Raw genomic sequence first — 26,749 nt, 5'->3', positions numbered from 1 at the left:
TCACACCGTGCTCGGCGCGATGCGCTCACAGCCTGTGGAAACTTCTGGCGGGGGATGCCCCCGGTGCCCTACCGTCGATACCTATGTGGACCATCCCTCGTATCTCCGGCGCCGCCCTCGTGGTCGTGCTGCTGTTGAGCGGATGCGTTCCTACCCCTGCGCCGACCAGCCAGACTCCGCGGCCGACCGCGACACCGGTCTTCGCGAGCGAGGCGGAGGCGCTGGCCGCTGCGACGAAGGCGTATGCGGAGTATGTGCGGGTCTCGGATGAGATCTTGGCCGATGGTGGGAAGAATCCAGAACGCATCGAGGCAGTCGCGTCGGGTGATGCTCAAGAGGATGCGCTCTCGGGCTATGGCGAATTCCGAGCCAAAGAATTGCGGGCAGTTGGACTATCAATTGTCAACAACGTTTCGATCCAGCAATTCTCCAACAGTCCAGCCCGCGGGATAGATCTCGTCAGTATTTACGCGTGCCTCGATGTGTCAAACGTTGATGTGCTGGACAAGAACGGCGTCTCGGTTGTCTCACCCCAACGGCCCTCTCGTCAGCCTTTCCAGGTGTCAGAACGCTGGGACAAAGAGAGAGCTGTGCTTGTCGTATCGTCGCGAGAGCCGTGGGCAGATGGTGGAGTATGCGAAAAAGACTGACGATCGCACTCGTCACATCGATAGTTGTGGCCGGGGTCGTGATTCAACCCCAGCCCGTAGCAGCGGCAGCTCAAACGTGTTCCGAGGCAGACATTTACGTCGGAGGCTGCCCATCCAGTAGTGGCACCGTGAACGGCGACGGAGTCGACATCCGCGGCACTGTCAATGTGCCCGGCACCGGCGGATCGATCGGTGGAGGCGGCCGTGGTGGAACGCCGGTGATCCCGCCGCCACCCCCGCCACCGCTTCGCGACGGCTACTCGGTCACGGCACCGATCACTCTGGCCGACCTGATCAACTTCAAGCCGGTGGCCGGTGTCGACCACATGGAGCCGAACGGGTGGATGGTCGTCGGGCTCGACACCAATTTCTATGCCACGGTCGACTCGGCGGTGCAGACCGGCCCCCTTCTCGCTCTGCCGGCATCTGTGCGGTTCACCGCGGAGAGATATCGCTGGACCTACGGTGATGGGACTACCGCCACTCGGTCGACTCGCGGGGCGAGCTGGGCAGCAGCCGGAGTCGGCGAGTTCGATCGCACCTCCACCAGCCATGTGTATCGCAGTGCCGGCACCTACTCGATCGACCTCACCATCGACTTCAGCGCCGAGTACCAATACGCGGGAGCACCGTGGATCCCGATCGCCGGCACCATCCCGGTCGCAGCCAACCGACTGGTCGCAACGGCCGGGGATGCGAACACCGTTCTGGTCGGCCGCGACTGCACGCAGCATCCGTCCGGTCCCGGTTGTTGAAGGGCCGCCCACGGATGCGGTGAAGCTTCGGCCTGCTCTCAGCGCGTCCATATAGAGTGCTCAGGTTCGCGGTGGATGCTTGCACCGCTTGGAAGGAGCAGCCCCCATGACTGACGCACCGCAGGATCCCCACTCCGGCACCGAAGACGGCACCACGAACGCCGCCGAGAATTCCGAAACCCTCGAACAGACCGAGGCGCGATTGAATTCTGCCAACACTGCGTCGGGCGATGCTGCGCCGGCGACCGCTCCGGTCGATAACGCCGCACCCGCCGACACCGCTCCGGCGTCCACCCAGCCCCTCGACCGCGACTACGCGTGGACACCCGCGGCACCGGCCGAGAGCAAGCGTTCCAACAAGGTCGGCATTATCGCGGCCCTCGCAGTCGGCGCACTCGTCGGAGGAGTCTCCGGCGCCGGTGTCGCAGCGTGGGCCGTATCCGCCAACCAGGGCAACAACACTTCCAGCGCCGTATCGAACGCTGCTCCCCAGAACATCACGGTGAATGACACCTCGAGTGTCAACAACATCACCGCGGTCGCCGCGAAGGCGGCTCCGAGCGTCGTCACGATCTCGGTCACCAGCAAGTCCGCATCCGGAACGGGATCGGGGGTGATCCTCTCGAAGGACGGCTACATCCTCACCAACACCCACGTCGTCACCCTCGACGGCGAGATCGCCGACCCGGCAGTGCAGGTGACCACCTCCGACGGGCGCCTCTTCTCCGCGACCGTGGTCGGCACCGATCCGATCGCCGACCTCGCCGTCATCAAGATGAAGGATCCGAGTAACCTCGTACCGGCCGAGTTCGGCGACTCAAGCAAGCTCAACGTCGGTGAGACCGCCATCGCCATCGGAGCCCCGCTCGGACTCAACAACACCGTCACCGACGGCATCGTGAGCGCGCTCAACCGCAGCATCTCGATCGCGTCCTCCGCGGCGCCGAGCACCGGTGGCGACACCAGCACCCCCAACTCGGGAAGCCCGTTCGACTTCTGGCAGTTCGACAACGGCCAGGGCAACACCCAGGGCCAGTCGACGACAGCGGCCGCGACGATCTCCCTCCCGGTGATCCAGACGGATGCCGCGATCAATCCCGGCAACTCGGGTGGAGCGCTCCTCGATTCGGATGCCAAGGTCATCGGCATCAACGTCGCCATCGCCAGCGCCGGTGGAGCAAGCGCCTCCTCCCAGTCGGGCAGTATCGGGGTCGGATTCGCGATCCCGGCCAACCTCGCCCAGCGAGTGGCCAACGAGATCATCAAGACCGGCAAGGCCACTCACGGCCTGCTCGGGGCGAGCGTGCAGGATGTCTCCTCCACCAGCACCAGCACCGTGGTCGGCGCCAGCATCAAGGAGATCACGAGCGGCGGGGCGGCCGACAAGGCGGGCCTCAAGGCTGGTGACATCGTCACCGTCTTCAACGGCGCGCCGATCACCAGCAGCACGGATCTCACCGCCCAGGTGCGTTTCCTCGCCGCCGGATCGTCGACCTCGCTCACCTACGTCCGCGGCGGCTCGTCGAGCACCGTCGATGTGACGCTCGGAACACTCAAGCAGTAGCCCCCTTCCGCACGAGCCGAACGGATGCCCGCGGCCGGTCCAACACCGGCGGCGGGCATCCGTTCGCTGCGTTCCAGGCGAGGATCAGGTCGGCTGATAGGCTCGACCGACTTGGCCGCCCTGACATTGGAACCCATGCCGAACGAGGTACACGCCCCACCCGGAGTGTCCTATGTCATCCCCGTTCTCAACGAGGTCGCCTACATCGAGACAGCAGTGCGCACGGTGCTCGACCAGGATTACTCGGGGCCGACGGAGCTCATCCTCGCCCTTGGTCCGTCGACCGACGGCACCACCGAGCTCGTGCAGGAGCTGGCTGAAGCGGATGACCGGATCGTCGTCGTCTTCAACCCCGCCACCGACATTCCCGTCGGCCTCAACCTCGCGATCCGGGCGAGCAGCCACCCGGTGATCGTGCGGGTGGACGCGCACTCCGAGCTCGACCCCACCTACACCCGCCGCGCCGTCGACACTCTCACCCGCACGGGCGCAGCGAACGTCGGAGGAGTGATGAAGGCGCGCGGCAAGACGCCGTTCCAATCCGCGGTCGCGCGCGCGTACAACAGTCGGTTCGGTCTGGGGGGCGGCAGCTATCACGGGGGAGCCGAGGAGGGGCCGGCCGAATCCGCGTACCTCGGAGTGTTGCGCCGCGAGGTGCTCGACGAGGTGAAGCTCTTCGACGAGTCGGTGCGCCGCGGCGAGGACTGGGAGCTCAACCTGCGCATCCGCAACGCCGGGTACTCTGTGTGGTTCGATCCAACACTCGAGGTCACCTACTGGCCACGGGAGAGTTGGTCGAAGCTCGTGCGCCAGTTCGCCGCGACCGGCATCTGGCGGGGCGAACTCGTGCGCCGCTATCCCGCCCGCAACCCGTGGCGGTTCTTCGCGCCCCCGCTCCTGGTGGTGACCGTGGTGCTGAGCATCCTGCTGCTGGTGCTGCAGCTCAGCGGAGTCGTCAGGGGCTGGCCGAGCCTGCTGCTGTCGCTGATCTACCTGGGGCCGGCCGCGTACGTCGTGCTCCTGGTCCTGATCTGCTTCTCTCGCGCCGGGGGGCCGGGATGGTCGGATCGGTGGCGGTTCTTCCTGGTGCTGCCGACCATGCATCTCAGCTGGGGGGTCGGCTTCATCGTCGGCGTCCTCCGTGGGGCGCGCGACACCGTCGACACCTCCCGCACCGGCATCTGAGGCTAACGAGCGGGATCAGCCGATGATCCCCTCGGCCAGCAGGCGTTCGACCACTCGCTCCGCGGCATGCCCGTCGTCCCGGGGATTGAATCGTTCGCGCCAGTCCCGGTATTTGTCGGCGAAGCGCTGCTGCACTCCGGCGCGATCACGCACGAGCGCGGCGAGCTCGTCGACGGAGGTGACCACCGGGCCGGGGGCGACAGGGATGAGGTCGAAGTAGAACCCGCGGAGCTTCTGGCGGTAGTGCTCGAGATCCGGCGTGAAGAAGAACACCGGCTTGCCGGTGACCGTGAAGTCGAACATCACCGATGAGTAGTCGGTGATGAGGGCATCGGCCACGAGGAAGAGCTCGGAGACGTCGGGATACCCTGTCACGTCGAGCACGTTCGGTGCGTGCACGTCCTCGCCCGGTAGGAGGGTGCGTGAATGACCACGGATCAACGTGACGTAGTCATCGCCGAGGAGTTCGGCGAAGCGGGCCACATCCAGATGGTCGACATGGTCGGGTCGGTCGTCACGCCAAGTCGGCGCGTAGAGCAGCACGCTCACGCCGGCGGCGATGCCCAGCCGCTCCCTGATCGCGGCGGCATCCCCGGTGACGAGCACGTCGTCGCGGGGATAGCCCTCCTCCCAGACGGCGCCGGTAAAGGCATACGCCCGGCGGAATACACGGCGACTGTAAGGATTCTGGGCCAGCAGGATGTCCCACCGGCTCCGTTCCCGAAGGGTCGCGATCGCCGGTCGCAGGCCGAGCCGCACGCGGCTGAGGGCCAGCTTCTTGAGCATCGTGCCGTGCCAGGTCTGCAAAACCGTCTGGTAACGGCGCTTCCGGAGCCGCTTGCGCAGCCAGTCGTTGACCACGAGAAGACGCACAGATCCCCGGATGCGCCACCATTCGGCGCTGCCCTCGAGCAACGCGACGGCACCGTCCGGCACCCGCACCGAGGCATCCGTCACACTCCAGTAGCGGGCAATGTCGGGGCGCAGCCGGGCGAGCGCACGGTCGATGGCGAGGGGATTACAGGAGGCGTTCTGCCCGTAGAAGCTCTCGAAGAAGACGGCGTCGAGAGGCTCGTATTCGGCAGCGCGATAGTCGGATTCCAGGGATGCCTGCTGAAGTTTTCCTCGCTCCCGGTCGGTGAGGGGAGCCGAGAGCACAACGACGAGCGAGTCGTCGGTTGCCGTCACCGCCACCCGGGTTACCGAGGGGAGCAGCTGGGGAGCCGGCAATTGTGCAGGCTTCTGCAGCGGCATCCGGGAGCCGTCCGCCGCCGAAGCGATCACCGCGTATCGCCCCGAGCGGGCAGGCATACGGGGCCCGCCCCAGTTCGACACCAGCAGGGGGACCCGCGCGGACCAGCGACTGCCGAGCGCGATCAGTTCGCCCGGCAGCACCTGACGGGCAGCCTGCAGGCGGAATTCCGCCGGTGCGGCTCCAGGCCCCTCGAAGACGATCGATGGCAGCTGTCCCGCGGTCACCACGACCGTATCGACCACCACGACCGCAGTCGGTGCGGAAGACGTCATTGGCGCTCCTTCAGGCGGCGCACGAGCTCGGAATACACTCTCTCAGTATTGCGCCCGTCCCGGAATGCGAAGTGTCGTGCGTCCAGCGCGGCTGAATGTGCCCGAACATCTGCCGCCCACGTGTCGTCGGCGTCATACCGCGCAAGCTGGTCGAGAATTTCCGTCCAGGTGCGCACTTCGCGACCTCCGCTGAACTCGCGGTAGGGCTCATAGAGTCCGCGTGAGCCGGTGTAGCTCTCTTCGTCCGGAGCGATGAACAGGATCGGACCCCCGGTGAGGGAGTAGTCGAAGGCCACGGAGGAGTAGTCGGTGATGAGCAGTTGCACCGCTGCGAGGATCGGGGTGAGGTCGCCCTGGCGTGCCGACGACAGGAGGTGGATGCGTTCGGCGCCGGCGACCCCGGCGGCATAGTCGCCGACGCCGTTGGGGTGCGGCCGAACCACAAGGGTCCCGTCGTTCGCGCTCAGCCAGGCATCGATCCGCGACCACTCCGCAACCGTCGGAACGGCGGGATCAGCGTCACCGTCGCGCCAGGTCGGGGCGTAGAGCAGCACGCGCGATGTCCCGAGTTCGGCCTCGAGAGCGCCGGAGAGCACGGTGCGGGCGGTCGCCTCGCGCTCGACGACACTGCCCTGGCTGAGCACGTCATCCCGTGGGTCCCCGGTCACCACCACTCGATCCTTCGGCAGGGCGAAGGCGGTGCGCAATCGGGTCGCCACCAGTTCCGACGCAGCGGGCATGAGTGAGATCGCGCGGTAGCCGCGCCGGTAGAACCGGCGCAGCAGCCCGCGCACCTGGCGGGACACCACCGGAATCGAGATCCGGGTCGTGGCGGCAGAGTCCAGCTGGATGAGCTTGAGCGGGATGCCGTGCCACAGCTGCACCACCACGGCGCCGTGCCTGCCGAACCGATTGACATCCCCGAAACCATGGGTCACGACGAGGACACGGGAGCGCAGGGTGAGCCACAGACCGCGGCGGGAGGCGGCAATCACCGCGGGGATGCCGAGGACCGCGGCCGCCTCGAGGTCGCGCTCGTTGCGGGCGAGCCAGATGAGCCGGAGTGCGGGATCCGCCTCCCGCGCATAGCGGAAGAGCGCGAGCGACCCCTCGCCGATCCCCGAACCGCTTCCGAACGCCCAGAGGCTGTCCACTCGCGGCACGAACAGGCTGGCCAGCGCCCCGAGGGCGTAGAGCGGGAGGGCGGCGAGCTTCTTCGCATTCCCCGACGCAAAGCTGAACCCGGGCACGTGGGGAGCCTAGCATTCGGGTCTGCCCCGGGGTCTCGGCTGGGTAACGGAAGCGGCCCGCGCGCGGGGCATCCAGCAGACACTGGTTTAATCGACTGGTGCCAATCCTCAAGGACGTCAAAACGGCCGCGCGGATCGTGCGGAATCTTGTCCGCTCCCGCCAGCAGAGACGGGAACTGGCCCGTCGCGCTCCCTCCCTGCCGAAACCGAAATCCGGCAGCATCCGGATCGTCGTGTACTTCGCGGACAGCACGGTCAACCTTTATCAGGTGCGCCAGTGGTACGCGCCGCTCGCCGAGCTCGCGAAGACCACCCCGGTCGCGATCATCTCCCGCTCGCCCGGAACGGCGCTCACCCTGTTCGACGAGTCGCCCGTGCCGGTGCTGTACCTGCGGTCGGTCGCCGAGCTCGAGGCCTTCGTCGCCGACCAGGACCTGCGCATCGTGTTCTACGTGAACCAGAACTCCAAGAACTTCCAGATGTTCCGGTATGGACGCATGTGGCACGTTTTCATCAACCACGGTGAGAGCGACAAGATGTACATGACCACCAACCAGTTCAAGGCCTACGACTACAGTTTCGTGGCGGGGGAGGCCGCGCGGGACCGGCTGCGGCACAAGCTCTGGGACTACGACCTCGATCGACGCACCCTGATGATCGGTCGACCGCAGGCCGACCATTTTGCCGGCACGCTGCCGTACCCGCCGGATGACCACACGGTGGTGCTCTACGCGCCCACCTGGGAGGGCGATCGCGATTCGGCTGCCTACGGGTCGGTCGCCTCGCACGGTGAGGCGCTCGTCGGGGCGCTGCTGAACAGCGGGACACACCGTGTGCTCTATCGGCCGCATCCTCGCAGCGGCGTGATCGACCCGGAGTTCAAGCGGGCGAACGAGGCGATCATCGCGTCGATCGCGGCGGCGAACGCCCGGGACTCGTCGGCCTATCACGTCTTCGATGACGGCCCGGAGCTCGGCTGGCAACTCGACGCGGCGGATGTCGCGATCACCGATATCTCGGCGATGGTCTACGACCGGCTCGCCACCGGCAAGCCACTCATCATCACCCGCCCCGCGTCCCCGAGCGCGGAGATCGACGAGTCGGGATATCTCGGGGCGGCGGAGTGGCTGCTCCCGGCCGAGGCGGCGGACATCGTGGCGATCGCCCACCGCGTGCAGCATGACGTCGAGGCTCGTCGGCGGCTCGAATTCTGGGTGGGGCGCCACTTCGGTGACACGACTCCCGGGGAAGCCACCCGTCGATTCCACGACGCCATCGACAGCCTGCTCGCCCTGTGGGATCGCGAAGCCTCCGTGCACGCCGCCGACCGCCGATCCCGCGAGACGGACCCGTTCGAGACCGACGAGGACGACGCGGACTGAGGAGCCGTCGATCGCCTCCTGTCGGTTGATTAGCGCCCGACGAAGGAGGAGGGGTGTCGAGACCCGTGCTCTCGCTCCCCACCCGCACGGCCGCCCGATTCTGCGAATCGTCCGGAACCGACGGCCTGTGCCCACGTCGCTAGCGCCCCTACTCGACCAACACGAACAGAGTGAGGCATATACACCTCAGCGTTCCAGCGTCTGGTAGTTCTGGCATGCGGCAGATAGCAATGGGGTATGTCTCAGCCGATCTCCGAAGCCACCCGCATTCTGGGCGAGCGAATTCGGACTCGGCGCCTCAAGCTCGCCTGCAGCCAGGAGGAGATCGCTAATCTCGCCGGCATGAACGTCTCTAATTTCGGCAAGATCGAACGCGGCCTCGGCAACCCGAACTTTCATACGCTGGTGCGCATCGCCTCGGTCCTGGGCATCGATCCTGCCCTACTGGTCGTGAAGATCGGTGCGGATGCGCTGCCCGACCTCGAGAAGACCTTCACCGCCGCAGACTTCATCCGTGAGCGTCGCCGGCGCGAGGAGAGCGGCCGTTGAGTCGAGCGCGCACCGGCTAAGACCGGCTAGAAGCTCACTCGCCAGAGAAACTCCTCTCCCGACGGCCGGAACCAGCGGACGACCAGCACCGTGCTGCGGGCCAGGTCGCGCGCCGCGATCATCACCTCAAGGCTCTCCCCCGGCGCAAGGGCGGAAGGTGCGGTCGCGGGCATCAGGCCGGCTCCGAGCAGACTCAGAGTCACGCCATCCAGGGCCTCGTTCCCCCTGTTGGTGAGCACGTACCGGCGGGGGCCGGCATCCCGCTCGAGATGGAACGGCACGGGGTAGGCGGAATCGACGATGGGGGAGCGCGGGCCGGTCATGCCCCGAAAGCTACTGACGACATCCGACCGGCCGAGTGGATGTCGCGCGACGGCCACCGGGGGAGGAGAGGAGCGGTCGGCCTCCGGGTCCACAGCGTGCACGTCCTAGGTGGGGGTGACGACCGGCCTATGGCTTCGGCGGCCGCAGCGCCTTCGGCGGGCGAGGGGTCTTCGGAGTCTTGGAATCGGCCGTGCCGCTGCCGAACCGGGGGAGGTTGATGCGCGACCGCCGGGTCAGCACCACCGGGCCGCGCACGGGGGGATCCAACACCACGGGAAACTGCAGCGGCGCCGGCCCGAATGCGTCGCGCGAGCTCGACACCACCTTGCGACCGAGGACGTGGTTGCCGGTTCCGCCGATCACGGCACCGATTCCGAAGGGGATCGCGCGACCCACGACGCTGGCCCCCTGCGTGGCGACGAAGCGCTTCACGAACGACTTCTTGATCCGGTCACCGATCTGGCCCATGGCCGCCTGCGGAAGGCTCTTGGTCACGAGCTCGCCCCAGAAGCGTCCGCGCGTCGGGCCGATTCCGGCGGCCTGGCCCGCGAGCTGCTTGACCAGGTCCGACCCGGCGGTGCCGAGCATCATGGCCATGACGAGCGTGCGGGCCCGCTCCGGGTCCTCGACGGCGATGCCGTGTACCTCGGTCACCGACTGGGCGAACAGGGCGCTCGCCTCGAGGAATCCCGCGGTCTCGACACCCGAGAGCGCCAGCGAGATGCCGACCCCCACGCCGGGGATCACGGCACTCGCGCCGACCGCGGCACCACCGGCGGTCACCGCAGCGAGATAGCGGGTCTCCAGCATCTTGATCACCTGGGCGGGCGAGGCATCCGGATTGCGTCGGCGGATGCTTCGAATGTGAAGCAACACGACGGGACGCTGCACCGAGAGCAGCCGCTCCACTCCCTTCTCGACCTGCGGAGGCGTGTTGCGTGGCAACTGCCCGGGAACGACGCTCACGGCTTCACGCCGTATTCGGCGTTGTACCGGTCGAGCACCTCCGAGATGGAGGCATCGAGCACGAGGCTCCCCTTGTCGAGGTAGAGGCCGCGGGTGCAGAAACGTCGGAGATCTTTTTCACTGTGGGACACGAAAAACAATGTACGCCCACCCGCCAAGAGCTCCTCGATTCGCCGATAGCACTTCTCCCGGAAGGCCTTGTCGCCCACAGCGAGCACCTCGTCGACGAGGATGATCGGCTCCTCGAGACGCGAGATCACGGCGAACGCGATCCTCACCTTCATTCCGCTTGAGAGGTGTTTGTAGGGGGTGTCGAGAAAGTCCCCGATCTCGGAGAAGGCGATGATCTCGTCGAATCTCTCGTCGATCTCGAATCTCTTCATCCCGTGAAGGCCCGCAGTCAGGTAGACGTTGTCGCGCACGGTGAGGTCGTCGACGAACCCGCCGGTGATCTCGATCAGTGGTGCGACCCCCGCGCCGACGCGCACGCTGCCCTCGTCGGCGAAGACCACCTCGGCCACGAGTTTCAGAAGTGTCGACTTGCCCTGCCCGTTGCGTCCGACGACACCGATGGCTTCGCCGGGCGCGACGGAGAACGTCACGTTGCGCAGGGGCCAGAACTCCCCGGGGCGGCTGCGGCGCTTCGACCCGGCGAAGAGATCCTTGAAGCTCCGGCGGGAGCGTCGATTGCGTTTGAAGCGGATGCCGGCATCCTTCACCTCGATCACCGGCGTCGCGATCGCCGCGGCCCCGATTTCCGGTGCGACGGTCATCAGATCTCCTTCAACACGGTCTTGATGGTGCGGCGGAAGACGAGCAGCCCGATGCCGAGGATGATCAGGCACATGATCGCGCTCACGATCACATCGAACCACTTGAGTTCGAGGGGGAAGAAGGCGGAGCGGTAGAGAGAGAGGATTCCTGACATCGGGTTGAAGGCGGCGAGCGGCCGAAAGTCCTTCGGCACGTTCACCAGCCCGTAAACAATGGGGGAGGCGTAGAACATGAAGCGCAGCCCGAGCTTGACCGCACGTTCGAGGTCGCGGAAGAACACCACGAGCGGTGCGACGATCAGGCCCACACCGAGGGTGAGCACGGCCTGCATCACGATGGCGAGCGGCACAAGGAGCACCTCGATGTGCAGTCGGGCCGGGTCGGGCGTTCCGAGCGACAGCAGTGCGAAGAAGACGATCACCGGGATACTCACGATGAACTCGATGCCCTTGGACAGCACGAGCCGCGCTACCCAGATCGTGCGGGGAATGCGGGTAGAGCGGATGAGCTTCGCCTCTTTGGTGAAAGCTCGCGTCGAATCGGAGATGCTGCCGTTGAACCAGGTCCACGGCAGCAGCGCCGTGAGCAGGAACACGATGTAGGGTTCGTGCCCGACGCCGCGATGGAAGATCACCGTGAAGACGAACCAGTAAATGGCCGCCATCACCAGCGGATCCAGGATCGACCAGAAGTAGCCGAGGAACGACGTGGAGTATCGGACCTTGAGGTCGCGCGTCGTCAGCAGCCACAGGGAATGCCGATAGCGCGCAAACTCCGAACGCTCGGGGCGTGCTTCGAGAAGTGCACTCACGCGTTACGGGTCCTTAGCGTCACGCACTCCGCTTGACTTGCGCGAAGGGTGGGAACTCAGACGAAGAGGTTCGCCCGCTCGAGGTCTTCCGCGAAGTCAACCTCTACGGCGTAGAGGTCGGAGATGTCTACCGGCTCAAATCGTAGCTTGTCCTGCTCGATTGCCAACTCGATGCCGCGCTCGAAGTAGTCCTGGTCATCGACGCGACCGAGCTGGCGGAGGAGCGCCGCCTTGTCGCCGCGGGCGACGTAGTTGATGCCGACGGCCTCTCCGAGCCCGCCCTTGACGGTCTTGGACAGCTTGTTGATGTAGCCCTCGGCATCCACCGTGTACTTGACCTCCTCATCGGAGACCTTCTCGGTGTTGACCGATACGAAGGACTGGTCGGCATCGACCATCTTCTTGGCGCGGACGAGGGCCTCGGGGTCGAAGACGACGTCACCGTTCATCCAGAGCACGCCGCCCTGGCCCGACGCGCGCAGTGCACGCATAAGGCTCTTGGAGGTGTTGGTCTGGTCGTACTGCTCGTTGTAGACGAAGGAGGCGCTGGGGAAGGCCTCGATGATGTGCTCGAGCTTGTAGCCGACGACGATGCTGACTTTGGCGCCGGTGCCGAAGGCCTGCTGGATGTTGTCGAACTGCTGCTGCATGATGGTGCGGCCGTCACTGAGCTCGGTGAGCGGCTTCGGCAGCGAACGGCCGAGTCGGCTACCCATGCCGGCGGCCAGAATTACGATCTGTGTGCTCACGATTTGTCTCCTCAGTTGACTGTGGTCTTGACCGGGGCAGGTGCCAGAATCACTTCGAAGTCCGATCGTCATTAGGTTGCGATCGTGAATTGATTCACCTTTTATTCATCCCCAGACTGTTGCCTGGACACGTCGTTGTGCGTTACCACCCTACCGTTTAAGGCCAATTCGGCACAGGGGCGGGCAGATCACGTTCCCAATTCGTGATGAGATGCCCAGTTCGCGCACAGGCACCACTGTCGGCATTGGTACGGTTGACGGGTGGATTCAGAACCTGAGGAGAAGCCAGCGGGAGCATCGGCGGCTCCGCCCTCCGGCGGCGATTCCGAGGCACCGGAACCGCCCGCCGAGACGGCTGCTCCGGCAGCACCGCGGGCCCGCAAACCGGCATCTCCGCGCACCTCGGCCGCGTCGCGGGTGGGTGCAGCGAAGCGTGCCGCGACAGGGTCGCGTGCCGCGAAGCCCGCTGCGGCAAAGCCGGCAACCGCACAGCCGGCAACTGCAAAGCCCGCTGCGCCGAAGCCGGCTTCGGCGAGGTCGTCGACGACCCAACCGGCCACTCCCCGCACCACCACTGCGCGAACGACAAAGCCTCGAGCCACCGGTCCGCGGCCGAACACCACCCGGGCGGCACCCCCGAATGCTCCGGCCCTGCCGTCGAGCGACGTCGTGGATTCCCCGAGCGGCACGGCCGCGTCCGAGCAGTCCACCGAGGCATCCACCGGGCCGTCGTCGGATTCCGTCTCGGCTATGCCGGCGACCACGCCAGTAAGGACAACGAGTCCTCGCCCGACGAAACCACGGTCGACGATTCCGCGCTCCCTATCGGTGCGACCACCGGTCACGCCGGACGCGGCTCCCGTCGCGGCAGACGCGGGGGCAGAGATGGCGACTGCGACTGCGCCTGCCGAATCGCCCGCGTCAGCGGGCGCGCCCACCGCACCCGCGAAGCGCCCACCGGTAATGCCCGCGCCCTCGGCGCCCGAACCCGCCGGGACCGACGTGCCGGCCGAGGCCATGTTCGGCGCCATCCTCACTCCGTCTTCCGCTACGGCGCGCACCGCCATCGCCGACCGGGAAGTCGTCATGGTCGTCTCCGACCTCGTGAAGCGTTTCGGCGACACGGTCGCTGTCGATCACATCAGCCTGTCCGTGCCGGCGGGCACCATCTTCGGCATCGTCGGGCCGAACGGTGCGGGTAAGACCACCACGTTGTCGATGATCACCGGTCTGCTTCGACCCGACGGAGGATCGGTCTCGGTGCACGGGGCGGATGTCTGGACCGATCCCGCCGTCGCCAAGCGCAACATGGGGGTGCTTCCTGACCGACTGCGGCTTTTCGATCGCCTCACCGGTAGCCAGCTCCTCTACTACGCCGGCACCCTTCGTGGCCTGGACGCCCGCACAGTGCAGCAGCGATCGGGCGATCTCGCCGCGGCCTTCGGCCTCGAAGACGCGCTCGGGCGTCTCGTCTCCGACTACTCCGCGGGCATGACAAAGAAGATCGCGCTGGCCTGCGCGATGATCCATTCCCCTCGCGTTCTGGTGCTCGACGAACCATTCGAATCGGTGGATCCTGTCTCCGCAGCCAACGTCACCGCCATCCTGCAGCGATATGTCGCGGCCGGCGGCACGGTCGTGCTCTCGAGCCACAGCATGGATCTGATCCAACGCATCTGCGACCTGGTGGCGATCGTCGTGAGCGGCCGGATCCTCGCTTCGGGCACGATGGCGGACGTGCGCGGTTCCGGGTCGCTCGAGGAGAGATTCCTCGAGCTCGCCGGAGGGCGCAAGACGGCAGAGGGCATGGAGTGGTTGCACAGCTTCTCGGACTGAGAGGGGCTCTGCGAATCGAAGGGAACAGATGGCGATCACCGATGCGACCGCGCCGCTCCCGGCGGGGTTGACCACCGAGGAGTTCCGGCTCCGTCCCATCGTGGCCGACGACGCCGCGATGGACTACGCCGCCGTCGTGGAAACCCGGGAGTACCTCCGGCTGTGGGAACAGTCGGCCTGGCCAGACGACGACTTCACGGTCGAGGCGAATCGCGAGGATCTCGAGGATCTGCAACAGCGTCACAACGATCGTCGCGCCTACACCTATACGGTGCTCGACCCGAGCGGAGGCGAGTGCCTCGGCTGCGTCTACGTCTTCCCGGCGACCGCTGCATTCCTCACAAGGGCCTCGGTGACCCAGATCGGTCTCGACGCCTGGGCAGACGTGGACGCCGTCGTGTATTTCTGGGTTCGTCGCAGCCACATGGCCACGGGTATGGACGAACGCCTTCTGGCCGAGCTACGACGGTGGTTCACCGGAGCGTGGGGACTCGACTGCACTGTGTACGTCACGAACGAGCAATTCACTCACCAGGTGCACCTCATCGGTCGCACCGACCTTGTGCTGAAGTTCGAGTTCGTAGAGCCCGACAAAGCGGGCACTTACCTCGCTTTCGGGTGAGTTGATGGTGCCCTCTTCGCCCGCGACGCATCATGCTAACGTCGCAGGGAACCGCGAGAAAGAAGCCCCGCAATTCCAGTCTTGACCCGCCAGCTTCTCGGACTGAAACTCCGCGTACTCGCCAACACTTTTCGCCGCAGTCCGCTGCAGGTGGCCGGGATCGTGATCGGTCTCGTCTACGGGATCGGCGCCGCCGGAGTGACGATCGCCGGGCTCGGCTCGCTCCGCCGCGTTGAGCCGCTGCTCGCCGGCAGCATCACCGTCACGGTCGGTTCGGTCATCGTGCTCGGGTTCCTCCTCGTGCCGCTCGCGTTCGGGGTGGACAACACTCTGGATCCGCGGTCTTTCGCCCTGCTCGGCATTCCGGCCAAGCGCCTTGCCGTGGCGCTCGCCCTTGCCGGACTGGTCTCCCTTCCGGCACTGGTCATTGCCGCGATCTCGATTGCGCAGGTCGTGACCTGGGCGCGCGACCCGCTGTCCGCAACGCTCGCGGTGCTGTCCGCGATCCTCATCGTCGCCACCTGTGTGCTTGGCGCCCGCGTGTCGAGCTCGATCGCGGCGCTGCTGCTCGCCACCCGCCGGGCGCGGGATGTCACCACGCTGGTGCTGCTCGTCGCGCTGGTGTCGCTCGCGCCGATCGTTGCCCTGCTCGCCTCTGTCGACTGGGATCGCAACGGCCTCAGCGTGCTCGAATCCGTTGCGGATGTTTCGGGCTGGACGCCCCTCGGAGTGGCCTGGTCCGCTCCGGCTGAGGCGGCATCCGGCAACGACGGCGTGGCGGTGCTCAAGACGCTCATCGCGCTCGCCGTGGTTGCGCTGCTCTGGCTGGCCTGGCGGGCACTCGTGAGCTGGCTGGTCGTCACTCCCCAGCGGCCGGACCGCGAGTCGCGCTATGTGGGGCTCGGCTGGTTCGGTCGTCTGCCCGATTCGCCGGCCGGTGCCATCGCTGCCCGGAGCATCACCTACTGGATTCGCGACGCCCGCTACCACACGGCGTTGTTGGCCGTGCCGGTCGCCCCACTGCTATTCGTGATCGCTCTCGCGGTGGCCGGGGTGCCCGCCACCGTGCTCGCGCTCATCCCGGTACCGGTGATGTGCCTGTTCCTCGCCTGGTCGGCCCACAACGATGTCGCCTACGACAGCTCGGCGGTGTGGCTCCACCTCGCATCGAACACCGCCGGCTGGGCTGACCGGCTCGGGCGTCTCGTGCCGACGCTGATCATCGGCATCCCCCTCGTGCTCATCGGCGCACCGCTCTCTACAGCGGTGTCTGGTGATGGCGCAGACCTGCCGTCGCTGATCGGGGTGAGCTTCAGCCTGCTCTTCGCTGGGCTGGGGCTCTCGAGTGTGATCTCGGCGCGATTCCCGTACCCCTCCGTGCGCCCGGGAGACAGCCCATATGCCCAGCCGCAGGCAAGCGGAACCGGGGCGGGCCTCATCCAGTCGATCTCCTTCTTCGCGACCGTCGTGCTCTCGCTGCCGGCGATGTGGTTCGCCCTTCTCGGACTCCTCAACCCCGGGGAACGCGGCTGGCCGCTCGCATCGCTGGCGGTCGGGGTCGGGCTCGGGCTGGTGCTCCTCGCCCTCGGCATAGCCTGGGGTGGTCGCATCTTCAGTCGCCGGGCGCCGGAGCTGCTGGCGTTCACGCTGCGCCACTGATCGCGGTCGCACCGCTCGCCGGGCGTAAAATAGACCCATGAGCGGTGACACACAGCAGGGCGGCGGCGGCACGGACACGCTGGACCGCGAACTCGAAGAGCTCCTCAACCAGGAGCAGATCGAGGAGGGCGACCACGAGCGCTTCTCGCACTACGTGCAGAAGGAGAAGATCCTGGCGTCAGCCCTCAGCGGCAAGCCGGTAATCGCCCTCTGCGGCAAGGTCTGGACTCCCGGCCGCGATCCGGAGAAGTTCCCCGTGTGCCCGACCTGCAAAGAGATCTACGACGGCCTGAAGAAGTAACGCGTCCGGCCGCCCGATCCGGCCACCACCTCCCGTTTTTACGACCACAACCCTGTTCAGACAGGCAGGTGGTCGTAAAAACGGGAGATGGTGCGGGCGAGGTGGAGAGGGCTCAGGCGTAGCGGGTCGGGATCACCGGATCGCCGCGACCGAGGCGGAACGCCTCCTCCGGCAACTCCGCGATGGCCGCAGCCCGGTGTTCCCTCGCGAGACGGGTGCCCGACTCCCCGCGGAAGCGCTCGACCGCCACCCCGTCCACCATCAGGGGTACGAGAAGCGGGCGGTGGGCGGATGTCGCGGGCTCCGGCTCCCCGACATGGATCACTTCGGCGCTCGCCGTGCCCGCCGCGGTGAACTCCCGCACGGGAAACTTGCGGCCCCCGATCGACACCTTCTCGGGCGACCTCTTGGCGACGGAGATCCAGTCGCCGGCGGCATCCTTGCGCGCCACGAGTTTGTAGACGAGTCCGGCGGCGGGGGAGCCCGACCCGGTGACCACCGAGGTGCCGACCCCGTAGGAGTCCACCGGCGCGGCGCGGAGGGCGGCGATCGTGAATTCGTCGAGGTCGTTGGTGACGGTGATCTTCGTGTTCACCGCGCCGAGGGCGTCGAGCTGGCGGCGTACGGCGCCCACCTGCTCCGGCAGATCGCCGCTATCGATGCGCACGGCGCCGAGACCGGTGCCGGCCACGCGCACCGCGAGGTCGACGGCGGCCGTGACGTCGTAGGTGTCGACGAGGAGGGTGGTGCCGGGGCCGAGCGCGGCCACCTGGGCGCGGAAGGCATCCTCCTCGGTGTCGTGGAGGAGCGTGAAGGAGTGCGCGGACGTTCCCATGGTCGGCACGCCCCAGCTTCGGCCGGCCTCGAGGTTGCTCGTCGCGGCGAATCCGGCGATGAAGGCCGCCCGAGCGGCGGCGACGGCACTGCGTTCGCCGGTGCGCCTCGATCCCATCTCGGCGAGAGGGCGACCGCTCGCGGCCGACACCATGCGCGAGGCGGCGGTGGCGACCGCAGAGTCGTAGTTGAGCACACTGAGCGCAAGAGTCTCGAGGATCACGGCCTCGGCGAAGGTGCCTTCTACGACGAGAATGGGGGAGCCGGGAAAGTAGACCTCGCCCTCCTGATAGCCCGAGATCGTGCCGCTGAACCGGTAGTCGGCGAGCCAGTCGAGCGCCCGGTCGTAGACGACCTCGTTGTCGCGCAGCCAGTCGAGCTCACGGTCGGTGAACCGGAAATCTTCGATGAGGTCGAGCAGCCGCCCGGTGCCGGCGACGATCCCGTAGCGGCGCCCTCCCGAGAGGCGGCGCGCGAAGACCTCGAAGACACAGTCCCGATCGTGGGTGCCGGCGCGAATGGCGGCGTTCAGCATCGTGAGCTCGTAACGGTCGGTCAACAGCGAAGATACGGCGTCGGTCACGAGTGCCAGCCTAGCCAGCAGTTCGCGCGTGTACCGTGACACCAATGGAGCGCACCCGTTGGATCTTCGCCGGCCAACTGGGCGAGTCGTTCGATGACGGCGGACGGATGCTGCTGGTCGAGGCTCGCTCCGCCCTGCGTCGGGCTCCCCTTCACCGGGCGAAGGCGCACCTGATCCTCTCCGCGATCCGGCACCGCGCCGCCGAACTCGGAGCCCGGGTCGAGTTCCATCAGGTGGAGCGGTACCGGGATGTTGTGAACGGCCGCGACGATCTCGAGGTGATCGATCCCACTTCTTATGCCGCCCGGCGTCTGGTGCGCTCCGTCGGAGCGACTGTCTTGCCGAGCCGGGGTTTCGTCACGACTGAAGCGGAATTCGCCGAATGGGCGGATGGCCGAAAGGGCCGACCGATCATGGAGGACTTCTACCGCTGGGTGCGCAGCCGCACGGGCATCCTGCTCGACGGCGATGCTCCGGCTGGCGGGAAGTGGAACTTCGACCATGAGAATCGGCAACCGCCGCCGAAACGCGCCGTCTCGCTCGACCTGCCGGAGCCCTGGTGGCCCGAGGAGGACGACATCGACCGGGAGGTGCGGGCCGACCTGGATCGCTGGCAGGCGGCGGGGGAGATCCGCCTTGTCGGTGACGATGGCCCGCGCCGGTTCGCGGCGACGGCGGCAGAGGCTCGGCTCGCCCTCGACGACTTCATCGAGAGCCGCCTCGGCGACTTCGGCCCGTTCGAGGATGCGACGCTCACCGGCGACTGGACGATGGCCCACTCGCTGCTCAGCGCGCCGCTCAACCTCGGCCTGCTCGATCCGCGCGAGGTGATCGACCGGGTCGAGGCCGAGTATCGCGCCGGACGGGCCCCGATCGGCAGTGTCGAGGGCATCGTGCGCCAGCTGTGCGGCTGGCGGGACTGGGTCTGGCACCTGTACTGGCGACTCGGGGAGGACTACGTCGACCGCAACGCCCTCGGCGCGACGACACCGATCCCGCGCGAAGTGCTCGAGCTCGAGGCATCCGCGATCGAGGCCAACTGCCTCAGCCAGACGATCGGTGGAGTTCGGGAGCACGGCTGGGCGCATCACATCCAGCGACTCATGATCATCGGCAACTGGGCTCTGCAGCGCGGGTACGACCCTAAGCAGATGAACGAATGGTTCACCGGCATGTTCGTGGACGGCACCCCATGGGTCATGCCGGCGAACGTCGTCGGCATGAGCCTGTTCGCCGACGGCGGCATCGTCGCGACCAAGCCCTATGCATCCGGCGGCGCCTATGTCAATAAGATGACGGACTACTGTGGCGGCTGCCGGTTCGACCCGAAAGTGCGCCTCGGCGCGGATGCCTGTCCGGTCACCGCCGGCTACTGGGCGTTCCTCGACCGGGTGGAGCCGGCGATCCGCGGCAACTTCCGGATGGCGCAGCCGTTAGCCGGACTTCGCCGTCTCAGCGACCGGGAACAGGTCGTCGACCAAGAACGCCGTCGCGTGGGGCTCTAGGCCAGCCGCGTAAACTCGGTGCCTATGGATGACGCGCCGATCGGGATCTTCGACTCCGGGGTCGGCGGGCTCACCGTGGCTCGCGCCGTGATCGACCAGCTTCCGCACGAGTCGGTTCTCTACGTCGGGGACACCGCACACTCGCCCTATGGCCCGAAGCCCATCGCCGACGTGCGGCGCTATACCCTCGAGGTGCTCGACGACCTCGTGGCGCAGGGGGTGAAGATGCTCGTGATCGCCTGCAACACGGCCTCTGCAGCCATGCTTCGGGATGCGCGCGAGCGCTATACCCAGGCCCTCGGCATCCCGGTGGTCGAGGTGATCCAACCCGCCGTGCGCGCCGCCGTACGGCAGACCCGCAACGGCCGGGTCGGAGTGATCGGCACCGTCGGCACCATCGGATCCCGCGCCTACGACGACGCCTTCGCGGCGGCCCCGCACCTCGCGCTCTTCAGCGAGGCCTGCCCGCGATTCGTGGAATTCGTCGAGGCGGGTGTGACCAGCGGACCGGAGCTGTTCGAGGTCGCCGAGCACTATCTCGCACCGCTCAAGCACGCCGGGGTCGACACCCTCGTGCTCGGCTGCACCCACTACCCCCTGATGTCCGCAGCGATCCAGTACGTGATGGGCGAGGATGTCACGCTCGTCTCGAGCGCGGAAGAGACCGCGTTCGACGTCTATCGCACGCTCGTGAAGCACGGAATCGAACGGGGTGCCGGATCCCCACCCACCCACGTCTTCGAGGCAACGGGTGACTCGCAGGTCGAGTTCACCCGCCTGGTGCGCCGCTTCCTCGGGCCAGAGGTCTCGTCCGTCGAACTCGTGGAGACCGGCTCCCTTTCACTTCCCACCATCACATCGCCCACGATCCAGAAGAAAGGCGGCACCCCATGACCGCATCAGGACCCCGCGCCGACGGCCGCGAACTCGACCAGCTGCGAACGGTCACCATCGAGCGTGGCTGGAGCGACCAGGCCGAGGGATCTGCCCTGATCTCCTTCGGGCGCACGAAGGTGCTCTGCACCGCCTCCTTCACCAACGGCGTGCCTCGCTGGATGACCGGCAAGGGAAAGGGCTGGGTCACCGCCGAGTACTCGATGCTTCCCCGGTCGACTAACGACCGCATGGACCGTGAATCGGTCAAGGGCAGGATCGGCGGCCGCACCCACGAGATCTCCCGCCTGATCGGTCGCTCGCTTCGCGCCGTCGTGGATATGAAGTCCCTCGGCGAGAACACCATCGTGATCGACTGCGACGTGTTGCAGGCCGACGGCGGCACGCGGACAGCAGCCATCACCGGCGCCTATGTGGCGCTCGCCGACGCCCTCGAGTGGGGCCGGACCAAGAAGTTCATCGGGCAGAACGCGAAACCGCTCATCGACAGCGTCGCGGCGGTCTCCGTCGGCATTATCGACGGCACTCCGATGCTCGACCTCGCCTACACCGAGGACGTGCGGGCCGAGACCGACATGAATGTCGTCGTGACCGGGCGTGGCCTCTTCGTGGAGGTGCAGGGCACGGCCGAGGGCGCGCCCTTCGATCGCACGGAATTGAACGCGCTGCTCGATCTGGCCCTCGGGGGCGGCGCCGATCTGACCCGGCTGCAGGTGGAGAGCCTGGCCCGATGACCGCCCCGCTCGTGCCTCTCGTGCTCGCCACTCACAACGCGCACAAGGTCAGCGAGTTGAGACGCATCCTCGGCGCCCGACTCGACGGCATCGACCTGCTGGCCTACGACGGGCCCGAGCCGGTGGAAGACGGCGACACCTTCGAGGCGAACGCCCTGATCAAGGCGCGGGCCGCCGCCGCCCACACCGGTTTCGCGGCGATCGCCGACGACTCGGGGATCGCCGTGGCCGCCCTCGGGGGCGCTCCCGGCATCCACTCGGCACGGTACGCCGGCACACGGGACGACGCCGACAACGTGCGCCTGCTCCTCGCGAATCTGCAGGGAGCGGATGATCGCGGTGCCGAGTTCCTCTGCGCCGCCGCCCTCGTGCTTCCCGATGGTCGCGAGACCGTCGAGCTCGGTCGCTGGCCGGGCACCGTGCTGCTCGAGCCCGTCGGTGCCGGCGGATTCGGGTACGACCCCGTCTTCAAGCCCGCCGGCTATAGCGTCTCCGCGGCCGAACTGCACCCGGATGAGAAGAACGCCGTCAGCCATCGCGGGCGTGCTTTCGAGGCACTGATGCCGACCGTGCGGGAGTTGCTGCTCGGCCGGCCCACCTAGAATTCGGGGATGACCGCGACCGCCCGCAGCATCCGCCCGGCGGCTCGGGGTCTCTTTCTGCTCGGCCCCGCTTTCGTCGCAGCGATCGCCTACGTCGATCCCGGGAATGTGGCGGCGAACCTCACCGGGGGCGCGCGCTACGGCTACCTGCTGGTGTGGGTGCTGGTTGCCGCCAACCTGATGGCGGGGCTGGTGCAGTACCAGTCCGCCAAACTCGGGCTGGTGAGCGGGCGCACCCTTCCCGAGCTGCTTGGTGACCGGCTGAAGCCCACATCGCGCCGACTGTTCTGGGCACAGGCCGAGCTCGTAGCGGCGGCCACGGATCTCGCCGAAGTGATCGGCGGTGCCATCGCGCTCAACCTGCTCTTCGGGCTGCCCCTATTCGTCGGCGGTCTGATCGTCGGCGCCGTCTCGATGGCGCTGCTCGCCCTGCAGTCGCGCTACGGGCAGCGGCCATTCGAATCGGTGATCATCGGGTTGCTCGCCATCATCGCGATCGGGTTCCTCGCCGGACTGTTCATCACCCCGCCTGACGGTCTCGCGGTGCTCAATGGGCTCATTCCGCGATTCGACGGAACGGGCTCGGTGCTGCTGTCGGCGAGCATGCTCGGCGCCACGGTCATGCCGCACGCGATCTATGTGCACTCCGCGCTTGCGCGCGACCGCCACGGCCACGTCACGACACCCGAGGGGCGGCGACGCATTCTGAAGGTGACCCGCTGGGACGTGATTGTCGCGCTCAGCATCGCCGGCGTCGTCAACATCGGGATGCTCCTGCTCGCCGCTGTGAACTTGCGCGGCGTCGACGACACAGACACCATCGCGGGAGCCCATGCGGCGATCGGCGCATCGCTCGGACCGGGGATCGCCCTGGTCTTCGCCATCGGGCTGCTCGCCTCGGGGCTCGCATCGACCTCGGTGGGCAGCTATGCGGGCGCGACCATCATGGCGGGACTTCTTAAGCGCCGCATCCCGGTGTTCCTCCGACGCCTGATCACCCTGGTGCCGGCTGTCGCCCTACTCGCTGCGGGGATCGACCCGACCTGGGCTCTCGTGGTGAGCCAGGTCTTCCTGAGCTTCGGCATCCCGTTCGCCCTCATTCCGCTCCTGAGGCTCACGAACGACACCGCAGTGATGGGGGAGCAGGCCAACCGGCGCCCGGTGCGCCTGGCGCTGTCGCTCATCGTGGTGTTGGTCGTCGCCCTCAACCTCGCCCTCATCGGCCTCACCATCTGGGGCTGACCGGGCCGGACGCGAGGGGGGAACGGGAACGGTACCCTTGGAACCCTTATGGCTTCCGCATCCGAGTCTCCCGTCCAGATCGATGATTCCCCCGGGGATCGCATCGCCGCCGCCGTCGCGCGGTTCGGCGAGCAGGTGGTCGTCGATCGCTCGGCGTCGCTGCTCCGGGGCGGAAACGAGGGCGAGGAATTCCTCCTCATCGTCGGTGGCCGTCACGCCCAGGGAGTGCTCGACGGTGCTCCACCGCTCTACTGGCCGGAGGTCTGGGGCGCACGGGCCCTCACGTTCGTGTGGGCCGACTCCGCGGCATCCGCTGTCCATCGCGGACTCGGCGACCAGGCCTGGCGGGTGCGGGAGATGTGTGCCCGGGTGGTGTTCGTCCGCCGGCTCGACGAGCAGGACGCCCTCACCGCGATGCTCTCGGACGAGGTTGCCAGAGTGCGTGGCGCCGCGGCGCGGGCACTCGGCGAAGTGGGGGATGCCAGCCATCTCGAAGCGCTCAGCCTGCTGCTCAAGGATGACGAGAAGGAGGTGCGCCGATCCGCCCACGATGCGATGGTGCGCCTCGAGAAGCGCACCACCGCACCGTAACGAAGATCAGTCGGGCTACTCGTACCGGAGAGACTCGATCGGGTCCTGTCGCGCGGCCTTCGCGGCCGGGAGCGTGCCGGCGACGAACGCGATGGCCATCACGACGAGGATGATCGTCGCGATCGACCCGGGGCTGAATGCGATGAGTGTAAGGCCGGGCAGGGCGGAGAAGACCGATCCCGAGAGTGCCGCACTGACGCCGCTCCCGACGAGGATCGCGATACCCGCTCCGATCGCGCTGCCGAGGAATCCGATGAACACGGCCTCGAAGCTGAACAGCCCGAACACCTTCCCTCCTCCCATGCCCATCGCCTTCATCAGCCCGATCTCGCGGGTGCGCTCCTGCACCGACATGAGCAGGGTGTTCACGATGCCGAAGCTCGCGGCGAGCAGGGCGATAACGGCGAACGCGTTGAGCACGAGGACGATCGCGTCGATCACCGTCTTGAAGGTGCCGATCTGGTCGGCGACGGTCTGTCCCTCGTAGCCGGCCTTCGTCAGGCGGTCTTTCAACTGGGTGACTTCGGTGGCGCTCGCTGCGGTGTCGAAGCGCACCGACGCCTGCGAATAGCGATCCTTCGCGCTGCCCGCCAGACCGACGCTCTGGGCGTCGAAGAGCTTCTGGGTGAGGGCGGCGTTGGTGGTGGCCGCGTCCGCGACGGCGCCGAGACTGGCGTCGGAGATGCCCACGATGGTGGCATCGACGGTGGAGGTGTTGCGCGCGGAATCCGTGACGCCTATTTTCACCGTCGTGCCGATCGCTGAGGCGTTGCTCGAGAGCCCGAGCGCCTTGACATAGGACTTCGCCAGCACGATCTGGGACTCACCCGAGGTGGAGCTCGGCTGCGAACCGGCCGCGAGCTGGAGCTTGATACCCGGCACCGCGCCGCTCGCATTGAGCGTGTACTTGGTGCCGGATCCCACTTGAACGTAGCCGGGACTGATCGACAACGTCGGCTGCACCGACTTCACCCCTTTGAGCGAGGTGATCGTCGAGATATCGCTGGGGGTCAGCGCTTGCACGGTGCTTCCGGGGCGTCCGGCACTGGAGGAGAGCAGGTCGGGGTTGTACTTCTTCGGGCCCGTCGTCGCGGCATCGGTGCCCACCTTCGTGACCGTGAGCACGTCCTGGGCGCCGATGGCCGCGACTGTGGTGTTGATGTAGTCGTTGATGCCGGTGCCGAGGCCGTTGGTGATCGTGAGGGTGAACGCGCCGATGAAGATGGCGATCACGGTGAGGGTGGTACGGAGCTTGCTACGGAAGCTGTTCTCGATCGCCGTGCCGATCACGTCGATGGTTTTCATGCGGCCACCGCGCTCTCGACACCGACGACCAGGCCGTCACGGATGTAGATGCGGCGATCGCAGCGCGCCGCCAGGTCTTCGTCATGGGTCACCACGATCAGGGTGATGCCCTTCTCACGGTTGAGGCCAAAGAGGATGTCTTCGACCACCCCACCCGTTGCGGTGTCGAGGTTACCTGTCGGCTCATCCGCGAAGATGATCCGCGGGTCGTTGACCAGCGCCCGCGCGATCACCGCCCGCTGCTTCTGTCCGCCCGAGAGCGCACTCGCCTTGTTCGTCGCCTTGTCTTTCAACTCCAGCTGGTCGAGGGCCGCCAGCCCGCGGCGCTTACGTTCGCGGGATCCGATGCCCGCGATCTTCAGGGGCAGGATCACGTTTTCGAGAACCGAGGCGCCACCGGTGAGGAAGAACTGCTGGAAGACGAACCCGAAGGTGCGATTGCGCGTGGTGTTGAGGGTGCGCCCGGTCAGCAGCAGCGCGTCCGAGCCGGCGAGTTCGATGGATCCACTGCTCGGTCGGTCGAGGAGCGCGAGCAGGTGCATAAGCGTTGACTTGCCCGATCCGCTCTTTCCGACGATCGCGACGGACTCACCCTCGAAGATCTCGAGGGAGACCCCCTTGAGGGCGTCGAAGCGCCCAGGGCCGCGACCGTAGGACTTGGTGACATCACGGGCGGCGAGAATCGGTACCGGCATACGAATGAGCTCCTTGGTGGGGGTGCGCCACCAGCCTGCGCCCTCGGCGGCCTCCCGCCGTCATCCCGGGGTACGAATCCCGGCTACTCCCCGGGGCGTAGGGGCCGCGGTCAGTCCTTCTTCTGGTCGAAGTATTTCTGGTCGATCGTCACATCGGCATCGGTCGGCGTCGCGGCCGGCTGGCCTCCGGACAGTTTCGCGGCCTTGCGCGCCTTCAGGGTGGACTGGAGGAGGTGGAAGACGGTGGGGATGAGCGTGAGCAGCACAACGGCGAGGAGCACGACATCCACGTACTTGATCACGAAGTCGGCGACGGGCTTGATGTTGCCGAGGAGGAAGCCGAGTGTGGTCACGCCGGCGCCCCAGATGAACGCTCCGACCGCGTTGTAGAGCGAGTACTTGCGGTAGTCCATCTTTCCGACGCCTGCGGCGATCGGGGCGAAGGTGCGCACGATCGGCACGAATCGGGCGAGGATCACGGCGAAGCCCCCGAATCGCTCGAAGAAGGCGTTGGTGCGTTTGACGTTCGCGATACTGAAGAGCCCGGTCTCCTTGCGTTCGAAGATGCGGGGACCGGCCTTCTTGCCGATGTAATAGCCCACTTCGCCCCCGAGGAAAGCGGCGAGCCCGATGGCGAGGGCGACCCACCAGATCGGGATCTGGATGGTGCCGGTGAAAGTGAGGAGACCGGTGATGAGAAGCAGTGTGTCACCGGGGAAGATGAAGCCGATCAGCAGGCCGGTCTCGGCGAAGATGATCGCGCAGACCAGAAGCAGCGCCCACGGTCCGGCCTGATTGATGAGCAGGTTCGGGTCCAGCCAGGGGATGAGTGAGCTGTGCAGCAAGGCGAGGTACTCCAG

Annotated in this window: 28 protein-coding genes; 16 read left to right on the top strand and 12 right to left on the bottom strand. The window is 66.9% G+C overall.

Features of this window, described 5'->3' with window-relative positions:
* Window positions 1–83 precede the first annotated feature (83 nt).
* The 4 genes from ACVXZ4_RS12795 (at window position 84) to ACVXZ4_RS12780 (ending at window position 4,154) form a co-directional block, all read left to right on the top strand.
* Window positions 84–650 carry a hypothetical protein gene (locus ACVXZ4_RS12795; protein WP_461795218.1) on the top strand — a complete coding sequence of 189 codons (567 nt, stop codon included), beginning with the start codon at window positions 84–86 and terminating at the stop codon, window positions 648–650.
* Window positions 651–778: 128 nt separating this feature from the next.
* Window positions 779–1,405, top strand: a complete 627-nt coding sequence (locus ACVXZ4_RS12790) for a PKD domain-containing protein (protein WP_461795217.1) — start codon at window positions 779–781, stop codon at window positions 1,403–1,405.
* 106 nt (window positions 1,406–1,511) lie between these two features.
* The gene (locus ACVXZ4_RS12785) at window positions 1,512–2,969 is read left to right on the top strand and encodes a S1C family serine protease (RefSeq protein WP_461795216.1); all 1,458 of its coding nucleotides are present in this window, start codon (window positions 1,512–1,514) and stop codon (window positions 2,967–2,969) included.
* Window positions 2,970–3,104: 135 nt separating this feature from the next.
* Window positions 3,105–4,154 carry a glycosyltransferase family 2 protein gene (locus ACVXZ4_RS12780; RefSeq protein ID WP_461795215.1) on the top strand — a complete coding sequence of 350 codons (1,050 nt, stop codon included), beginning with the start codon at window positions 3,105–3,107 and terminating at the stop codon, window positions 4,152–4,154.
* Between the two features lie 15 nt (window positions 4,155–4,169).
* Here the strand turns inward: ACVXZ4_RS12780 and ACVXZ4_RS12775 are convergent, their stop codons facing one another.
* On the bottom strand, window positions 4,170–5,681 hold the full coding sequence (locus tag ACVXZ4_RS12775) for a CDP-glycerol glycerophosphotransferase family protein (RefSeq protein ID WP_461795214.1): 1,512 nt from the start codon (window positions 5,679–5,681) through the stop codon (window positions 4,170–4,172).
* Window positions 5,678–6,931 (bottom strand): CDP-glycerol glycerophosphotransferase family protein, encoded by a 1,254-nt coding sequence (locus ACVXZ4_RS12770; protein ID WP_461795213.1) that lies wholly within the window; start codon window positions 6,929–6,931, stop codon window positions 5,678–5,680. Before ACVXZ4_RS12770 ends, ACVXZ4_RS12775 begins: the two co-directional genes overlap by 4 nt.
* A gap of 98 nt (window positions 6,932–7,029) precedes the next feature.
* On the opposite strand from ACVXZ4_RS12770, the gene ACVXZ4_RS12765 reads away from it, so the two are divergent.
* Together ACVXZ4_RS12765 and ACVXZ4_RS12760 are read left to right on the top strand one after the other, a co-directional pair.
* Complete coding sequence (locus tag ACVXZ4_RS12765) at window positions 7,030–8,313, top strand: CDP-glycerol glycerophosphotransferase family protein (protein WP_461795212.1); 1,284 nt, start codon at window positions 7,030–7,032, stop codon at window positions 8,311–8,313.
* Between the two features lie 237 nt (window positions 8,314–8,550).
* Window positions 8,551–8,862: a helix-turn-helix domain-containing protein gene (locus ACVXZ4_RS12760; RefSeq protein WP_461795211.1), complete on the top strand. Its 312-nt coding sequence runs from the start codon at window positions 8,551–8,553 to the stop codon at window positions 8,860–8,862.
* Window positions 8,863–8,888: 26 nt separating this feature from the next.
* Here ACVXZ4_RS12760 and ACVXZ4_RS12755 read toward each other — a convergent pair whose 3' ends face one another.
* The 6 genes from ACVXZ4_RS12755 to ACVXZ4_RS12730 form a co-directional block, all read right to left on the bottom strand.
* Window positions 8,889–9,185: a hypothetical protein gene (locus ACVXZ4_RS12755; RefSeq protein WP_461795210.1), complete on the bottom strand. Its 297-nt coding sequence runs from the start codon at window positions 9,183–9,185 to the stop codon at window positions 8,889–8,891.
* Window positions 9,186–9,312: 127 nt separating this feature from the next.
* Complete coding sequence (locus ACVXZ4_RS12750) at window positions 9,313–10,152, bottom strand: hypothetical protein (protein ID WP_461795209.1); 840 nt, start codon at window positions 10,150–10,152, stop codon at window positions 9,313–9,315.
* On the bottom strand, window positions 10,149–10,925 hold the full coding sequence (locus tag ACVXZ4_RS12745; protein ID WP_461795208.1) for an ABC transporter ATP-binding protein: 777 nt from the start codon (window positions 10,923–10,925) through the stop codon (window positions 10,149–10,151). Before ACVXZ4_RS12745 ends, ACVXZ4_RS12750 begins: the two co-directional genes overlap by 4 nt.
* Window positions 10,925–11,737 (bottom strand): ABC transporter permease, encoded by an 813-nt coding sequence (locus ACVXZ4_RS12740; protein WP_461795207.1) that lies wholly within the window; start codon window positions 11,735–11,737, stop codon window positions 10,925–10,927. The genes ACVXZ4_RS12745 and ACVXZ4_RS12740 overlap by 1 nt, the downstream gene beginning before the upstream one ends.
* A 56-nt stretch (window positions 11,738–11,793) precedes the next feature.
* Window positions 11,794–12,486: a phosphocholine cytidylyltransferase family protein gene (locus ACVXZ4_RS12735; protein WP_461795206.1), complete on the bottom strand. Its 693-nt coding sequence runs from the start codon at window positions 12,484–12,486 to the stop codon at window positions 11,794–11,796.
* Between the two features lie 188 nt (window positions 12,487–12,674).
* Complete coding sequence (locus ACVXZ4_RS12730; RefSeq protein WP_461795205.1) at window positions 12,675–13,574, bottom strand: hypothetical protein; 900 nt, start codon at window positions 13,572–13,574, stop codon at window positions 12,675–12,677.
* On the opposite strand from ACVXZ4_RS12730, the gene ACVXZ4_RS12725 reads away from it, so the two are divergent.
* The 4 genes from ACVXZ4_RS12725 to ACVXZ4_RS12710 all read left to right on the top strand — a co-directional run bounded on the left by ACVXZ4_RS12725 (window position 13,573) and on the right by ACVXZ4_RS12710 (window position 16,904).
* Entirely contained in the window at window positions 13,573–14,322 is a 750-nt protein-coding gene (locus ACVXZ4_RS12725; protein ID WP_461795204.1) for an ABC transporter ATP-binding protein, read from the top strand. The genes ACVXZ4_RS12730 and ACVXZ4_RS12725 overlap by 2 nt on opposite strands.
* Before the next feature lie 28 nt (window positions 14,323–14,350).
* Entirely contained in the window at window positions 14,351–14,944 is a 594-nt protein-coding gene (locus ACVXZ4_RS12720) for a GNAT family N-acetyltransferase (RefSeq protein WP_461795203.1), read from the top strand.
* 81 nt (window positions 14,945–15,025) lie between these two features.
* Window positions 15,026–16,603, top strand: a complete 1,578-nt coding sequence (locus ACVXZ4_RS12715; RefSeq protein WP_461795202.1) for an ABC transporter permease — start codon at window positions 15,026–15,028, stop codon at window positions 16,601–16,603.
* A 37-nt stretch (window positions 16,604–16,640) separates the two neighbouring features.
* Window positions 16,641–16,904: a DUF3039 domain-containing protein gene (locus ACVXZ4_RS12710; protein WP_185202991.1), complete on the top strand. Its 264-nt coding sequence runs from the start codon at window positions 16,641–16,643 to the stop codon at window positions 16,902–16,904.
* Window positions 16,905–17,016: 112 nt separating this feature from the next.
* Here the strand turns inward: ACVXZ4_RS12710 and ACVXZ4_RS12705 are convergent, their stop codons facing one another.
* Window positions 17,017–18,273 (bottom strand): nicotinate phosphoribosyltransferase, encoded by a 1,257-nt coding sequence (locus ACVXZ4_RS12705; protein ID WP_461797981.1) that lies wholly within the window; start codon window positions 18,271–18,273, stop codon window positions 17,017–17,019.
* A 92-nt stretch (window positions 18,274–18,365) separates the two neighbouring features.
* Between ACVXZ4_RS12705 and ACVXZ4_RS12700 the strand changes: the two genes are divergently transcribed.
* The 6 genes from ACVXZ4_RS12700 to ACVXZ4_RS12675 are packed head-to-tail and all read left to right on the top strand — an operon-like array spanning window position 18,366 to window position 23,889.
* The gene (locus tag ACVXZ4_RS12700; protein WP_461795201.1) at window positions 18,366–19,826 is read left to right on the top strand and encodes a cryptochrome/photolyase family protein; all 1,461 of its coding nucleotides are present in this window, start codon (window positions 18,366–18,368) and stop codon (window positions 19,824–19,826) included.
* Window positions 19,827–19,850: 24 nt separating this feature from the next.
* Window positions 19,851–20,720, top strand: coding sequence for a glutamate racemase (gene murI, locus ACVXZ4_RS12695; RefSeq protein WP_461795200.1), 870 nt, complete (start codon window positions 19,851–19,853; stop codon window positions 20,718–20,720).
* Complete coding sequence (gene rph / locus ACVXZ4_RS12690; RefSeq protein ID WP_461795199.1) at window positions 20,717–21,454, top strand: ribonuclease PH; 738 nt, start codon at window positions 20,717–20,719, stop codon at window positions 21,452–21,454. Before murI ends, rph begins: the two co-directional genes overlap by 4 nt.
* Complete coding sequence (rdgB, locus tag ACVXZ4_RS12685; protein WP_461795198.1) at window positions 21,451–22,056, top strand: RdgB/HAM1 family non-canonical purine NTP pyrophosphatase; 606 nt, start codon at window positions 21,451–21,453, stop codon at window positions 22,054–22,056. Before rph ends, rdgB begins: the two co-directional genes overlap by 4 nt.
* A gap of 9 nt (window positions 22,057–22,065) precedes the next feature.
* Complete coding sequence (locus ACVXZ4_RS12680; protein ID WP_461795197.1) at window positions 22,066–23,298, top strand: Nramp family divalent metal transporter; 1,233 nt, start codon at window positions 22,066–22,068, stop codon at window positions 23,296–23,298.
* Window positions 23,299–23,346: 48 nt separating this feature from the next.
* Window positions 23,347–23,889, top strand: coding sequence for a HEAT repeat domain-containing protein (locus ACVXZ4_RS12675; RefSeq protein WP_461795196.1), 543 nt, complete (start codon window positions 23,347–23,349; stop codon window positions 23,887–23,889).
* Between the two features lie 15 nt (window positions 23,890–23,904).
* Here ACVXZ4_RS12675 and ACVXZ4_RS12670 read toward each other — a convergent pair whose 3' ends face one another.
* The 3 genes from ACVXZ4_RS12670 to ACVXZ4_RS12660 all read right to left on the bottom strand — a co-directional run bounded on the left by ACVXZ4_RS12670 (window position 23,905) and on the right by ACVXZ4_RS12660 (window position 26,731).
* Window positions 23,905–25,194 carry an ABC transporter permease gene (locus ACVXZ4_RS12670; protein WP_461795195.1) on the bottom strand — a complete coding sequence of 430 codons (1,290 nt, stop codon included), beginning with the start codon at window positions 25,192–25,194 and terminating at the stop codon, window positions 23,905–23,907.
* A complete protein-coding gene (locus ACVXZ4_RS12665) occupies window positions 25,191–25,889 on the bottom strand; it encodes an ABC transporter ATP-binding protein (protein WP_461795194.1) in 699 nt (232 codons plus the stop codon). The genes ACVXZ4_RS12670 and ACVXZ4_RS12665 overlap by 4 nt, the downstream gene beginning before the upstream one ends.
* Before the next feature lie 110 nt (window positions 25,890–25,999).
* On the bottom strand, window positions 26,000–26,731 hold the full coding sequence (locus tag ACVXZ4_RS12660) for a DedA family protein (RefSeq protein WP_461797980.1): 732 nt from the start codon (window positions 26,729–26,731) through the stop codon (window positions 26,000–26,002).
* Between the last annotated feature and the right edge of the window lie 18 nt (window positions 26,732–26,749).

The organism is Lacisediminihabitans sp. FW035, assembly GCF_054880895.1.
This window is presented reverse-complemented; position numbering and strand designations above follow the sequence as displayed.